We start from the raw sequence: 13,035 nt of genomic DNA, 5'->3' as shown, positions 1-13,035 counted from the left end.
GCCGACCCGCTGCGCGACCCGTGGCGGGCGGCCATGCGCCGTGCCCTGGCCGAGGCCGCACGGGCTCCCGGGACCGGCGACGTGCCCGTCGGCGCGGTCGTCCTGGGCCCGGACGGCGCGGTCCTGGGACTGGGCCGCAACGAGCGCGAGGCGACCGGCGACCCCACCGCGCACGCGGAGGTCGTGGCGATCCGCGAGGCCGCCCGGGCGGTCGGCGAGTGGCGGCTGTCGGGCTGCACCCTGGTGGTGACGCTGGAGCCGTGCACGATGTGCGCGGGCGCGATCGTGCTGTCCCGGCTGGAGAGGGTCGTCTACGGAGCGGTGGACGAGAAGGCGGGCGCGGCGGGTTCCCTGTGGGACGTCGTGCGCGACCGCCGGCTCAACCACCGGCCCGAGGTGGTCTCCGGGGTGCTGGCGCGGGAGTGCGGGGCGCTGCTCACCGACTTCTTCCGCGCCTCCTCCCGTACGCCGTCCCGTACGCCGCGGGGGGCCGCGGAGGGCCGGAACGGCACTTCCCCCGGAACCGATTTCGGCGCACGCCCGACCATGGGCTAGGCTTCCTCCCGGTAGCGTGTCCGAGCGGCCGAAGGAGCTCGCCTCGAAAGCGAGTGTGGGGGCAACTCCACCGTGGGTTCAAATCCCACCGCTACCGCGGCAGTCGAAGGGCCCCCTCCCCGAGGGGGCCCTTCGCCGTGTTCCGCCCCCGCCCGCCCTGCTCCCTCTCCGCTCCCGCCCGCCGTACGGCGGGCGGCCCGCGCAACCCCTGGGAGCGCCGGTCGCAGCCGGTTAGACTCTCGCAACCGCTTGGGCGGTCCTGTGTTCGGGGGCACCCGGGATGTTCGGGGATGTTCGGGGAGAGGCAAGCGCCGTGGACGTGAAGAAGGTCGTGCTCTACATACTCCTCGTCTTCATCCTGTACTCGATCATCACCTCCCCCGACCGCTCCGCCGAACTCGTCGGCATCGGCTTCGAGGGCATCTCCAGCGCCGCGAAGGGCGTCGGGACCTTCATGACCGAACTGGTGAACTGAACGGGCCGCTCGTACGAGTTCACCCGTACGAGCCCCGCCCCCGTCATTCCGGAGGCGCCCCCCGGACGGCCGTCCGCCGTGCGCGCACCGCAACAACACGAAGTTATGCGGTGCTTGCCCACAGTGCATATACCTTGTGATGCTATGACCGCTTTTGCCGGATGAGACAACCGTAAAGGGGTTGGACGAACGGTGGCGGCCACGCAGACCCTTCCCCGGATCCCGACGGGGACAGCCCCCAGCCGTCGGAGCGCGGAGACCCGCGCCCTGACCCAGGTGCTCTTCGAGCGGCTCTCCGGCCTGGAGCCCGGCTCCTCCGAGCACGACCGGGTGCGCGGGGCCCTCATCGAGGCCAACCTCCCACTCGTCCGCTACGTCGCCGCCCGCTTCCGCAGCCGCAACGAGCCGATGGAGGACATCGTCCAGGTCGGCACCATCGGCCTGATCAACGCCATCGACCGCTTCGACCCCGGGCGGGGGGTGCAGTTCCCCACCTTCGCCATGCCGACGATCGTCGGCGAGATCCGGCGCTACTTCCGCGACAACGTCCGCACCGTGCACGTGCCGCGCCGGCTGCACGAGATGTGGGTGCAGGTCAGCAGCGCGACGGAGGACCTGACCGTGCTGCACGGCCGCTCCCCCACCACCGCCGAGATCGCCGAGCGGCTGCGGATCGCCGAGGAGGACGTGCTGGCCTGCCTGGAGGCCGGGCGCGCCTACCGCGCCACCTCCCTGGAGGCCGCCCAGGAGCGCGACGACGGCATGCCCGGGCTGATCGACCGGCTCGGCTACGAGGACCCGGCCCTGGACGGCGTGGAGCACCGCGATCTGGTGCGGCACCTGCTCGTCCAGCTCCCCGAGCGGGAGCAGCGGATCCTGCTGCTGCGGTACTACCGGAACCTGACGCAGTCGCAGATCAGCGCGGAGCTGGGTGTGTCGCAGATGCACGTGTCCCGGCTGCTGTCGCGGAGCTTCGCCCGGCTCCGTGCCGCAAACTCCATCGACGCGTAACCCCTGCGGGTGACACCCGTACGGGCGCATCACCATCCCGAGCTGTGCAGTTTTATCGACAAGGGGCTACGTCGTGTTGCTGACTTGTGACATTCTGCGAGAAGTGCGTTTGCCGCGACGGCGCCGCCGGTATTGACCGGGAGGTGCCTCCCTCACACCCGAGGGTGCCGCCGCGATCCGTCCGCGACCTCAAGGGGGTGGCATGTCCGTAGAACTGGGCAGCTCGAAGGTGCTCGCCGAGCCCGACACCAAGGCCGACGACGCACCGTACGTTCCCTCAGACTGCGACGCCATCGACACCCGGACCCTCTCCCGCTCCCTGTTCCAGCGGCTCGCCGCGCTCGACGCCGACAGCCCGGAACGCGTCTACGTCCGAGACACCCTCATCGAGTTGAACCTCCCGCTCGTGCGGTACGCGGCGGCCCGCTTCCGCAGCCGCAACGAGCCGATGGAGGACATCGTCCAGGTCGGCACCATCGGCCTGATCAAGGCCATCGACCGCTTCGACTGCGAACGGGGCGTGGAGTTCCCGACGTTCGCGATGCCGACGGTCGTCGGCGAGATCAAGCGATTCTTCCGGGACACCTCCTGGTCGGTGCGCGTCCCCCGGCGCCTGCAGGAACTGCGCCTGGCGCTCACCAAGGCCGGCGACGAACTGTCGCAGAAGCTCGACCGCTCCCCGACGGTGGCCGAACTGGCCGCCGCCCTCGGGGTGTCCGAGGAGGACGTGGTGGACGGGCTGGCCGTGGGCAACGCCTACACGGCCAGCTCCCTGGACTCCCCCGCCCCGGAGGAGGAGGGCGGCGAGGGCTCCCTCGCGGACCGGCTGGGCTACGAGGACAGCGCGCTGGAGGGCGTGGAGTACCGCGAGTCTCTCAAGCCGCTGCTCGCCAAGCTCCCGCCGCGCGAGCGGCAGATCATCATGCTGCGCTTCTTCGGGAACATGACGCAGTCGCAGATCGGTGAGCGGGTCGGCATCTCCCAGATGCACGTCTCGCGTCTGCTGACCCGCACGCTCGCGCAGCTCAGAGAGGGCCTGATCTCGGAGGAGTGACGGTCCGCCCCGCGCGGGGCGGACCGGCGCGAAGGCGCTGCACGAAGACGCGACACGAAGACGCGACACGAAGACGCGACACGAAGACGCGGGCAGCCGCCGGGACGGTACGACACCGTCCCGGCGGCTGCCCGCGTTCACTTCCGTCTCCGCCGCCGCTCCCGTCTCCGGTCGCCCGCGGAGCGGCGCGGCGCGGGGCCGCCCTGCCCGGAAGCGCTCAGGAGAGGGCGAACCAGACGACCGCCGCGATGACCGCGAGGACCGCGACGACCCCCACGATCAGACCGACCCTGGGGCCGGAGGACGGAGTCGCGGCGGGCGGGCGCGGCCCGTCCTCGTCGACGAAGGCGCGGAACATCTGGGTGCTGCCGGCCGGGTCGTGGCCGCCTGCCGGACCCTGGGGTGCATGAGGGTTGTGAGCCATGCCTCCGGACCCTAGCGAACGGGCCCGGCGCCGGTCACCCCCGGTCGCGCACCCGCTCGCCGGTACGGCGGCCGCCGCGGCGCTTGGTGTACGGCACACCTGTTCTTGGGGAACTGTTTGCCCCCTCACACCCGATTTTATTTGCTTGGGGCAACCAACGAACATATGCTTGCACTAAGCAACGATCTCTGCGGCCGTGGGAGGACCCGGTGACAGCACACACCTTCTACGAGGACCTGGCCCGGGAACTGGGCTCCGTCGGCACCGTCCGGCGCGAGCTGGCCCGCAACCTGCCGCACGACTGCCCGCCCGCGCCCGCGGCCGTGCTGGCACTGCTGGGGCGGCACGGTGAGCTGCGGATGACACAGCTCGCCGATCTGATGGCCATCGACATGTCCGTCACCAGCCGCCATGTCGCGTACGCGGTGGAGCGCGGCTGGGTCGACCGCCGGCCCGATCCCCTCGACGGCCGGGTCCGGCTGCTGCGGCTGACCGGTAGCGGCGAGCGGATGCTGGCCGAGATGCACCGCCGCACCAGCGACACGCTCGCGCACCTCCTCGGCGACTGGCCGGAAGAGGATGTGGCCCGCCTCACCGATCTGCTGGCGAGGCTGCGCGCGAGCTTCGGCGACTGCGGCTGCGGCTGCCGCACCGCCCCCCGCGGCACCCGCCACCTCCCTCCGCAGCACGCGGCCGCCGCGCACGACTGATCACCCGCACGCCCCACGTACCGCACGTACCCCCACGCACCACCGGGCCCGTACCGCCGAACCGCCGTACCGCCGAGGCCCGCCCCGCCGTGCCCGGGCGCACGGCCGTTCGGACCGCCCGAACCGTCCGGGTCCCGCACCCGGCCGCCCGGACCGCAGACCCACGGCGTGCCGTGACACGCCGCCCGACGCCGGAAGAGACACGGAAAGCAAGGAGCGCATGGCAACGTCCACACCCTCGGAGGCGCTGAAGGGCGACACCGCCCGTACCGCCCCGGGCGCCGAACAGGTGCCCATGACGCACCGCCAGATCATGGAGGCGCTGTCCGGGCTGCTGCTCGGCATGTTCGTCTCCGTCCTGTCCTCGACGGTCGTCTCCAACGCCCTTCCCCGGATCATCTCGGACCTGGGCGGCGGCCAGAGCGCGTACACCTGGGTGGTCACGGCGGCGCTGCTGACCATGACCGCCTCCACCCCGGTGTGGGGCAAGCTCGCCGACCTCTACAGCAAGAAGATGCTGGTCCAGTCGGCCCTGGTGCTCTTCGTCCTGGCCTCCGCCGGGGCCGGTCTGGCCCAGGACACCGGCACCCTGATCGCCTTCCGGGCGGTACAGGGCCTGGGCGCGGGCGGTCTGGCCGCGCTCTCCCAGATCATCATCGCCGCGATGATCCCCCCGCGTGAGCGCGGCCGCTACAGCGGCTACCTGGGCGCGACCTTCGCCGTCGCCACCGTCGGCGGACCGCTGCTCGGCGGTGTGATCACCGACGCCTCCTGGCTCGGCTGGCGCTGGTGCTTCTACGTCGGCGTGCCCTTCGCCGTCCTCGCCCTGATCGTGCTCCAGAAGACGCTGCACCTGCCCGTGGTGAAGCGCGAGAACGTGAAGGTGGACTGGCTGGGCGCCTCCCTCGTCACCGCCGCCGTCTCCCTGCTGCTGATCTGGGTGACCCTGGCCGGGGACCGGTACGACTGGCTGTCCTGGCAGACGTACACGATGGTCGGTGCCGCGCTCCTGCTGACCCTGGCCTTCGTCCTCACCGAGTCGCGCGCCGCCGAACCGATCATCCCGCTGGGCCTGTTCCGCAACCGCACGATCACGCTCACCGCTCTGGCCTCGCTCTTCGTCGGCATCGCGATGTTCGGCGCGACCGTCTTCCTCAGCCAGTACTTCCAGCTCGCCCGCGGCGAGTCGCCGACGATGTCCGGCGTGCTGACGATCCCGATGATCGGCGGGCTGTTCCTCTCGTCCACCGTCTCCGGCCTGGTCATCACCCGTACCGGCCGCTGGAAGGCGTGGCTGGTGGCCGGCGGCGTCCTGCTGACGGCCGGGCTCGGCCTGCTGGGCACCATGCGGTACGACACCCCGTACTGGCGGATCGCGCTCTTCATGGCCCTGCTGGGCACCGGCGTCGGCATGATGATGCAGAACCTGGTCCTGGCCACCCAGAACCAGGTCGCCCTCTCCGAGCTCGGCGCGGCCAGCTCCGTACTCGCCTTCTTCCGTTCCCTCGGCGGCGCGGTCGGCGTCTCGGTGCTGGGCGCGGTGCTCGCCCACCGCATAACCGACTACGTCACCGACGGCATGACGAAGCTGGGCATCCGGTCCGACGGCGCGACCGGCGGCAACGGCAGCGCCATCCCGGACCTGGACGCCCTCCCGGGCCCGGTCCGCACGGTCGTCGAGAGCGCGTACGGCCACGGTGTTGCCGACATCTACCTCTACGCCGCGCCGATGGCGGTGGTCGCGCTGCTGCTGGTGCTGTTCGTCAAGGAGGTGCCGCTGCGCACCCGGCTCGACGGGCAGACCGACGCCGGGGAGGGAGAGCGGCAGCCGGAGAAGGCCGCCGCCACCACCACCGGCCGGACGGCCTGACCCCTGCCACCCGGCCCTGCTCGGTACGCCGTAGCCGAACGCGGCAACCCACATCGCTTCCCTCGGAAACCTCCTACGAAGATTCGAAACCGTGGGACACGGTCCGTAAGCGACTGGAAACATGGAGCGCGCAACGGCTGGGGCCGTGATGCCCGCTCTTAACCGCATCGCACGGGAAGCGCACCACCACATGGAACTCGGCAACGGACTCAATCTGCGCGCAGGCCGTACCTACCTACCCAAGCGGGGAGAGACCTGCTCAAAGGTCTTCTCCCCCGGTTTCGCAGCCGAATGGACCCTGGAGATACCCGAACGCCCTGACCTGACCATTCACGACACCCGCTGGGACAACGGCGAGCGAGATATCGTCCTCCAGCAGCCGCCTCTTCTGCCCGAAATGCCCGCAGCCCTTGTCAACCTGCACGGTCGCCTGCGCGCGGGCATCGAACCTGGACCCTCTGGCCGGATGCGCATCATGGCGTACTTGGCCCTTCCCTCACCCAACGGGCGACGGCCAAGCCTGAAGAAGGCCCTGACCACGGCGGCTCTGGTCGACGGATGCGGTGCACGCGCCCTACGCATGCTAATCACGCGTCCCGGTGTGACACTCGATCCCGCTTTCGACCTCAGGAAACCGCAAGACAAGGAAACCTTCCAACACGCCATCCACTTCCCGGAGGACGACGCGGAGACGCCGGTTGCGGCCTACGTCCTCACCCGTGCTGTGCCGGTCCTGCGACACAGCGGCTGGCTGCTGGAGAGTGATTCCTGAGGAACCTCATCAAGCTGCGGAAGCCGTGTGTGACCAAGGCGGAGCCGCCTTGGTCACACACGGCAGACGCGCATGGATTCGATGTTTCCCGTGAAACATCGCGGTACGACAAATCCCCGCTCCGGGCGAACGACTGCCTCCCGGCGGGCTATCGCAGGCAGCAGGCCCCAAGCCCCCTCGCCTCCGGCGCACATGCGAGAGGCCCCGCCGTATCCGGCGGGGCCTCTCGCTGCTGCGCGCTCGGCAGGATTCGAACCTGCAACCTTCTGATCCGTAGTCAGATGCTCTATCCGTTAAGCTACGAGCGCTTGGCTTCCCGGCTGTTTTCTCGCCGGTCGGCGTTGCGGGAACAACATTACATGACCTCCGCCCAGAGGTGAAATCCATTCGGTCAACACGGCCTGACCTGCGGTGATGCCCGACAGGAGACGCTCGCGGACCCTGCCGCCGGCCCCCGGCGGACCTCTGGCGCCCCTCTGCGGGCCCCCGGAGCGTGCGGGATCGCCGGAGCGCGCGAGCCCCTGGAACGGAGGAAGCCCCGGCCGTATGGGCCGGGGCTTCGGCGATCATGGTGATCGAAGCGGAGGCTGAGGGATTTGAACCCTCGATGGGCTTTAAAGCCCAAACCGCATTAGCAGTGCGGCGCCATAGACCAGACTAGGCGAAGCCTCCCCACGCGCCGCGTCACCGCGACGTGTGTGCTGATGATGGCACAGCCCGGGGGCTGTCTCCAATCGCAGCCTACGTTACCCGGCTGGCGGGTCCCCCGGCAAAGGGCTTTGCCCCTGGTGGCGGCACGGGTGGTGCGGCGGGCGGGTGGAGGTGCGCAACGGCGTGCGCGGTGGCGCGTTGGAAGGGGGAGGGAAGAACCCGCAGTCGCGCGGGTCCGCCCGCACCACACCTTCCGGGAGCCGCCATGCCGCGCCGCCGTACCGCCGCAGTCCTCGCCGGGACCGCCGTACTCGCCACCGTGCTCACCCCCGCGTCCGCCCCCGCCGTCGCCGTACCCGCTTCCGCGCGCCCCTGGCCGGCGCCCATGCCCATGCCCATGCCCGAGCCCGTCATGCCGGCCGCCCGGCAGGACCAGCTCACCATCACCGTCTCCACCTCCCCGGAGGGCGTCGCGGCACCGCACACGGCACCGCGGGGAGTACGCGGGGGCGGGGCGCCGACCCGGCGGACGCACACCCTCGACTGCCACCCCGCGGGCGGCACCCACCCCGACGCCCCCGCCGCCTGCGACGCCGTCGACCGGGCCTCCCAGGGACCGCGCGACCCCTGGCAGCCCGTCCCCGCGGACGCGATGTGCGCCCAGATCCACGGCGGCCCGGCCACCGCCCGTATCACCGGAGTGTGGCGCGGGCAGCGGGTGGACGCCTCGTTCCGGCGTACGGACGGCTGCGAGATCGCCCGCTGGAACGCCCTCGTGCCCGCCCTCCCCGGCCCTGGGGAACTGGGGGAGTGACGGACCTCATACGCCGGCCCGGCCCCGGGCCGGCGTTCTCCCCACCCTCCCCACGCATCCGCCGTCGCTTCCGCCACCGCTGGCCGTAGACTTCCCCTCTAGTGGCATGCGCGGGAGAGCGGCGCACCGGTCCGGTTCCGGCCCGGTGCCGGCCCCGGTCCCGGTTCGTCAGTCCCGGCCCGGTCCCGGCGCCGCCACTGTGCACCAGCTGGTCAGCAGGGAGGATGCGTCGTCGTGAGCAGCAGGCCATCCCGAGGCGCTGCTCGCCTCGCAGCCATACTCGACGCACTGCCGGACGCGTTGCTTCTCGTGAACTGCAACGGCACGGTCGTCAACGCCAACAGCATCGCCCTGGAGGTCTTCGAGTCCCCGGGCACGGCCCTGGTCGGGCGCGGACTGCTCGACCTGCTCCCGGACTTCGACTCCAAGCTCATCCCCGGCTCGATGCGCCGCCCCGACGACGCCCCCCAGCCCCGCACCAAGCCGACGCGGATGGTGGCCCGGCGCACCGACGGGACCCAGTTCATGGTCGAGGTGACCAGCGCCAACCTGGAGGACGGGCGCACCCCCTACGAGTCGTCCTTCGAGGCCGCCTTCGCCGACCACGGCAACAGCTACACCGGCGACGAGCTGCTCATGCTCGTCGTCCGCGACCTCACCGGCACCGTCGACACCGAGGCCGAGCTGGCCCGGCAGCAGCGCCAGACCGAGATGATCCTGCGCGCCGCGGCCGAGGGCGTGGTGGGCGTGGACACCGAGGGCCGGGTCGTCCTGGTCAACCCGGCCGCCGCGCAGATCCTCGGCTACCGGGCCGGCGAGCTGGGCGGGCAGAAGCTCCACCCGCTCGTCCACCACTCGCGTCCCGACGGCAGCCAGCTCCCGTGGGAGGAGACGCCGCTCGCCGACAGCCTGCGCTCCGGGCGCAAGCACCGGGTGCGCGGACAGGTGCTGTGGACCAAGGACGGGCGCGCGGTGCCGGTCGACATGACGACCGCGCCGGTGCGCGACGGCGACCAGCTCGTCGGCGCGGTGCTCGCCTTCACCGACCGCACCGCCTACGACGACCTCGCCGCACGCCACGAGCAGCTCCTGGCCGTACTGGAGAGCGGGCTGCGCGGACCGCTGGAGCAACTCCGCGGCGAACTGGGCGGACTGGCGGCCGACCCGGCCGGGCAGCTGTGGCCGGAGGCGAACCAGACGCTGCACTACCTGGCCGCCGGCTACGCACGCATGACCACGCTCGTGGACAACGTGCTGGGCTACCAGCGGCTGGACGCGGGCGCCGAGCGGCTCGCGCGCGAGACGGTGTCGCTGGACGAGGTGGTCTCGGCCGGTGTCGAGGGCGCGATCGAGCTGATCGGGCCCGGACGCGCGCAGTTCGCGGTGCACGCCCCGCCGGTCGAGGTGGAGGTGGACCCGGTGCGGCTGGCGCAGGCGCTGGCCCATCTGGTCGCGGACGTGGCCGGCGTGGACGCGACCGGCAACGCGCAGGGCCCCGCCTCCGGCGACTCGACGATCGTGGTCGCGGCGGCGCAGCGCGGGGACGTGGTGCGCATCGAGGTGCGCGGCCCGTACGGCGGCGGCAGCCCGGTGCACGAGCCGCTGGTGCGCGGGATCGTGCGGCGGCACGGCGGAGTGCTCCAGACCCACCAGGTGCCCGGGGCGGGAGGCGGCAGCGCCTACGTCCTGGAGGTGCCGGTCGGCTCCCCCGACCCGGCGAAGGCGGCGGCCCGGCGGAAGCGGGGCGCCCAGGACACGCAGGGCGCCCAGAACGCACGGGCTTCGCAGGACACGCAGGGCGCCCTGGACGCGCACTCCGCCCAGGGCGGGGGCGAGACGACGGTGATGCCCGTGCCGTCGCAGCCGGTGCGCGGCACGCCCGCCGCGCACGCGGCGGGCGCGGCGGGCGCGGCGGAGGCCGCCGGCGGGGCGATCGCCCTGCCGCCCGGCCCGCAGGGCCGGGCGGAGAGCGCCGCGCCGGACGACGGCAGCGGCGCCGGGGCGGTCCCGCCCGGCGGCGGGCGCCGCCGGGCGCGGCGTGCGCTGGCCCAGGGCGGCGAACGTACGGAGGACGGCGGGGACAGCGGCGAGCACGCGCTGCCGTCCGCACAGCCGGCCTCCGCACAGCAGCCGTCCGCGAACGGCGCGAGTGCGTCCGCGCTCCCCCAACTCCCCCAGCAGAGCACCGGACGGCGTGCCCGCCGGGACGCCGCCGGGCCCGAGGCGCCGGCTCCGGCCGCTCCCGCACAGGCGCCGGGGCGCACGGCGTTCGCGCTGCCCCCCGGCCCGACCCCTGCCCCGGGCTCGGCCCCGACGCCGCGGCCCGCGCAGCCGCAGTTGCAGCCCGTGCAGCCACAGCCGGGGCAACTCCAGCCCGTACAGCCACAGCCCGTACAGCCTCAGCCCGCTCAGCAGCCAGAGGCCGCGGCCGTCCAGGAGGACCGGCCGACCGGCCGACGCCGCCGCGTGCCGCCGCCCGAGGAGGCACCGCAGCAGGCTCCCGCCGCTGCCGAGCAGCACGCCCCCGCCGCCCAGCACGCCCAGCACGCCCAGCACTCCGAGCACACCCGGCACCCCGAACACGGCGGCACCGAGGGTGCGGGCGGTGCGGAGCAGCACGCCCAGGCCGACCTCACCGTGGTCGCGGCCAGCCCCATCCTGGGCGGCTCGGCGCCGCCCGAGGCGGCGCCCCGGCAGCGTGCGCTGCCGATGCCGGGCAGCGAGACGGCGCCGTCGGAGCAGACCTCCGGCGTCAGCGTGCGCACCCTCGGCCAGGGTGTGCCCTTCGCCCGGCAGTCGGGCGAGCAGCACACCGGCCAGCACGCGGTCCAGCCGCCCGCGCCCCCCGCACCGCACGCGCCCGCCACACCCCTCGCACCTGCCGCGCCTCCCGTACCGCCTGCGTCGCAGCCTCCGGCCCAGGCGCCCGCGCCCGGCCCCGCACCCACACCCACCTCCACGCCCGCGCAGACCAGCGCCGGACCGGGCCGCCGCCGCAAGCTCGCGGCCCCGCCGGCGGAGAAGGAGCGCGCCGCCGAGGCGGCTGCCGCGGCCGTCGCCGCCGCACCGCCGCAGGCGCAGCCCCAGTACCCGCCGGCCCAGCACACCCAGAGCGGACGGGAGTTCGCGATCGGCGCGCCCGAGGCCGGGTCCGAGGGGCCGGAGCACCTGGACGGTCCGGGCGGTGCCGTCGAAGTCACCGGCGGCAGTGGTCAGGTGCCGCTGCCGGCCGACGACGAACTGCCGCCCGAGCCCCTGGACAACCCCCGGCGGCTGCTGGTGTGGCCCGAGCCGGACGTCTCCACCCAGCAGGCCCTGACCGACCGCGGCTACCGCCCCGTCATCGTCCACTCCCGCGAGGAGGTGGACGCCCAGATCGCGGCGTACCCGGCGGCCCTCTTCGTGGACCCGCTGACCGGCCCCATCACCCGCACCGCCCTGCAGTCGCTGCGCCAGGCGGCCGTCGCCGCCGAGGTGCCGGTGCTGGTGACGGCCGGGCTGGGGCTGGCCTCTCGCGAGGCGGCGTACGGCGCGGACCCGGCCGTACTCCTCAAGGCCCTCGCGCCGCGCGACAGCGAGCAGCACCCGCCGCGGGTGCTGCTGGTGGAGGAGCACACGGCCATCGCGGAGGCCATGGCCGCGACGCTGGGGCGGCGCGGCATGCAGACCGCGCACGCCCCCTCGGACGCGGAGGCGGTGCAGCTCGCGGCGCAGATCCGGCCGAACCTGGTGGTGATGGACCTGATGCAGGTGCGCCGCCGCCGCGCCGGGATCATCGACTGGCTGCGGGTGAACGGCATGCTCAACCGCACGCCGTTCGTCGTCTACACCTCCGCCTCCATCGACCACGCGGAGCTGCCGGGCCTGGCGTCCGGCGAGACGGTCCTCTTCCTCGCGGAGAGGTCCACGAGCCCGGAGGTGCAGTCGCGCATCGTGGACCTGCTGGCGAAGATAGGCGCCAACTAGCCCCCCGGCCGGGGGCCGGCTAGGCGCCCGGGGTCTCGTCCGGGCGGAGGCCGTCGAGGATGAGGGCGAGGCCGAAGGCGAACTCGTCGGCGTAGTCGTAACCGGGCCTGAGGACGTGCTCGGCGGCCAGTTCGGCGAGGTGGGGGTAGGCTTCGGCGGGCATCTCGCGCAGGATGGCGCCCGCGACCTCGCCCTGCTCGGCCGCACCGGTGAACGGCAGGCTCAGCTCCTGGAGCACGAAGCCGTACAGGTAGCTGTCGATCAGCGAGACGGCGTGCGCGGCCATCCGGACGGAGAACCCCCCGGCGCGCAGGACTCCGATGACGGCGTCGTGGTGGCGCAGGGTGGCCGGGCCGGGCCGGGAGCGGGAGTCCATCAGGCCGACGGCCCACGGGTGGCGCAGGAGGACGGCGCGGGCGGAGACCGCGCGCCGGCGCATGGCGCTCTTCCAGTCCGTGTCGTGCGGCGGCAGTTCGATCTCGCCGAACACCGCGTCCACCATGCCGTCGAGGATGTCCTCCTTGCCCGACACATGGTGGTAGATCGACATCGCCTCGACGCCCAGCGGCTCGGCGATGGCCCGCATGGTGAGCGCGGCCGAGCCCTTCTCGTCCGCCACCGCCACCGCGGCGCGGATCACGCGCTCCCGGCTGAGCGGGGCACGCGCCTGCTTCCCGCGACGGGCCCTGCTTCCCTCGCGCATCCGCTCCTCCCGCCCCCTTGACCACCTTAC

The 13,035-nt window shown here is 73.0% G+C and carries 10 protein-coding genes, 3 tRNA genes and 1 pseudogene; 10 read left to right on the top strand and 4 right to left on the bottom strand.

Annotated elements, in window-relative coordinates:
• Positions 1-33 precede the first annotated feature (33 nt).
• From tadA to BMY40_RS08880, 5 genes are all read left to right on the top strand, one after another.
• On the top strand, positions 34-555 hold the full coding sequence (tadA, locus tag BMY40_RS08900) for a tRNA adenosine(34) deaminase TadA (RefSeq protein ID WP_093657808.1): 522 nt from the start codon (positions 34-36) through the stop codon (positions 553-555).
• 10 nt (positions 556-565) lie between these two features.
• Positions 566-652, top strand: a tRNA-Ser gene (locus BMY40_RS08895).
• 183 nt (positions 653-835) lie between these two features.
• A complete protein-coding gene (locus BMY40_RS08890) occupies positions 836-1,030 on the top strand; it encodes a hypothetical protein (protein WP_093657313.1) in 195 nt (64 codons plus the stop codon).
• A gap of 192 nt (positions 1,031-1,222) precedes the next feature.
• Entirely contained in the window at positions 1,223-2,041 is an 819-nt protein-coding gene (locus BMY40_RS08885) for an RNA polymerase sigma factor SigF (RefSeq protein WP_093657311.1), read from the top strand.
• Positions 2,042-2,243: 202 nt separating this feature from the next.
• Complete coding sequence (locus BMY40_RS08880) at positions 2,244-3,095, top strand: RNA polymerase sigma factor SigF (RefSeq protein WP_093657309.1); 852 nt, start codon at positions 2,244-2,246, stop codon at positions 3,093-3,095.
• A 217-nt stretch (positions 3,096-3,312) separates the two neighbouring features.
• Here BMY40_RS08880 and BMY40_RS08875 read toward each other — a convergent pair whose 3' ends face one another.
• Complete coding sequence (locus BMY40_RS08875) at positions 3,313-3,519, bottom strand: hypothetical protein (RefSeq protein ID WP_093657307.1); 207 nt, start codon at positions 3,517-3,519, stop codon at positions 3,313-3,315.
• A gap of 209 nt (positions 3,520-3,728) precedes the next feature.
• Here BMY40_RS08875 and BMY40_RS08870 point away from each other — a divergent pair, with 209 nt between their 5' ends.
• The 3 genes and pseudogenes from BMY40_RS08870 to BMY40_RS08860 all read left to right on the top strand — a co-directional run bounded on the left by BMY40_RS08870 (position 3,729) and on the right by BMY40_RS08860 (position 6,871).
• Positions 3,729-4,229, top strand: coding sequence for a MarR family winged helix-turn-helix transcriptional regulator (locus tag BMY40_RS08870; protein WP_093657305.1), 501 nt, complete (start codon positions 3,729-3,731; stop codon positions 4,227-4,229).
• 295 nt (positions 4,230-4,524) lie between these two features.
• A pseudogene (locus BMY40_RS08865) lies at positions 4,525-6,075 on the top strand (MDR family MFS transporter); the annotation flags it as partial.
• Positions 6,076-6,289: 214 nt separating this feature from the next.
• Positions 6,290-6,871 (top strand): hypothetical protein, encoded by a 582-nt coding sequence (locus BMY40_RS08860; protein ID WP_093657807.1) that lies wholly within the window; start codon positions 6,290-6,292, stop codon positions 6,869-6,871.
• 235 nt (positions 6,872-7,106) lie between these two features.
• Here the strand turns inward: BMY40_RS08860 and BMY40_RS08855 are convergent.
• A tRNA-Arg gene (locus tag BMY40_RS08855) sits at positions 7,107-7,179 on the bottom strand.
• Positions 7,180-7,452: 273 nt separating this feature from the next.
• Positions 7,453-7,543: transfer RNA gene (locus BMY40_RS08850), tRNA-Ser, on the bottom strand.
• A 244-nt stretch (positions 7,544-7,787) separates the two neighbouring features.
• Here BMY40_RS08850 and BMY40_RS08845 point away from each other — a divergent pair.
• Both BMY40_RS08845 and BMY40_RS08840 read left to right on the top strand, forming a co-directional pair.
• The gene (locus tag BMY40_RS08845; RefSeq protein ID WP_093657301.1) at positions 7,788-8,336 is read left to right on the top strand and encodes an SSI family serine proteinase inhibitor; all 549 of its coding nucleotides are present in this window, start codon (positions 7,788-7,790) and stop codon (positions 8,334-8,336) included.
• A 234-nt stretch (positions 8,337-8,570) separates the two neighbouring features.
• Positions 8,571-12,302: a hybrid sensor histidine kinase/response regulator gene (locus tag BMY40_RS08840; RefSeq protein ID WP_093657299.1), complete on the top strand. Its 3,732-nt coding sequence runs from the start codon at positions 8,571-8,573 to the stop codon at positions 12,300-12,302.
• 19 nt (positions 12,303-12,321) lie between these two features.
• On the opposite strand, the gene BMY40_RS08835 is transcribed toward BMY40_RS08840, so the two are convergent.
• A complete protein-coding gene (locus BMY40_RS08835) occupies positions 12,322-13,005 on the bottom strand; it encodes a TetR/AcrR family transcriptional regulator (RefSeq protein WP_177213929.1) in 684 nt (227 codons plus the stop codon).
• Positions 13,006-13,035 lie beyond the last annotated feature (30 nt).

Origin of the sequence: Streptomyces radiopugnans (genome assembly GCF_900110735.1) — a bacterium.
Lineage (GTDB): Bacteria > Actinomycetota > Actinomycetes > Streptomycetales > Streptomycetaceae > Streptomyces > Streptomyces radiopugnans.
Note: the sequence above shows the minus strand (reverse complement) of the source record. Positions and strands in the feature narration are given on the sequence as shown.

Excerpts from the sequence above, each read along its gene's own strand:
- tadA (WP_093657808.1), top strand. The coding sequence starts at position 34 with ATGCGCCGTGCCCTGGCCGAGGCCGCACGGGCTCCCGGGACCGGCGAC.
- BMY40_RS08890 (WP_093657313.1), top strand. The coding sequence starts at position 836 with ATGTTCGGGGATGTTCGGGGAGAGGCAAGCGCCGTGGACGTGAAGAAG.
- BMY40_RS08880 (WP_093657309.1), top strand. The coding sequence starts at position 2,244 with ATGTCCGTAGAACTGGGCAGCTCGAAGGTGCTCGCCGAGCCCGACACC.
- BMY40_RS08875 (WP_093657307.1), bottom strand. The coding sequence starts at position 3,519 with ATGGCTCACAACCCTCATGCACCCCAGGGTCCGGCAGGCGGCCACGAC.
- BMY40_RS08860 (WP_093657807.1), top strand. The coding sequence starts at position 6,290 with ATGGAACTCGGCAACGGACTCAATCTGCGCGCAGGCCGTACCTACCTA.
- BMY40_RS08845 (WP_093657301.1), top strand. The coding sequence starts at position 7,788 with ATGCCGCGCCGCCGTACCGCCGCAGTCCTCGCCGGGACCGCCGTACTC.
- BMY40_RS08835 (WP_177213929.1), bottom strand. The coding sequence starts at position 13,005 with ATGCGCGAGGGAAGCAGGGCCCGTCGCGGGAAGCAGGCGCGTGCCCCG.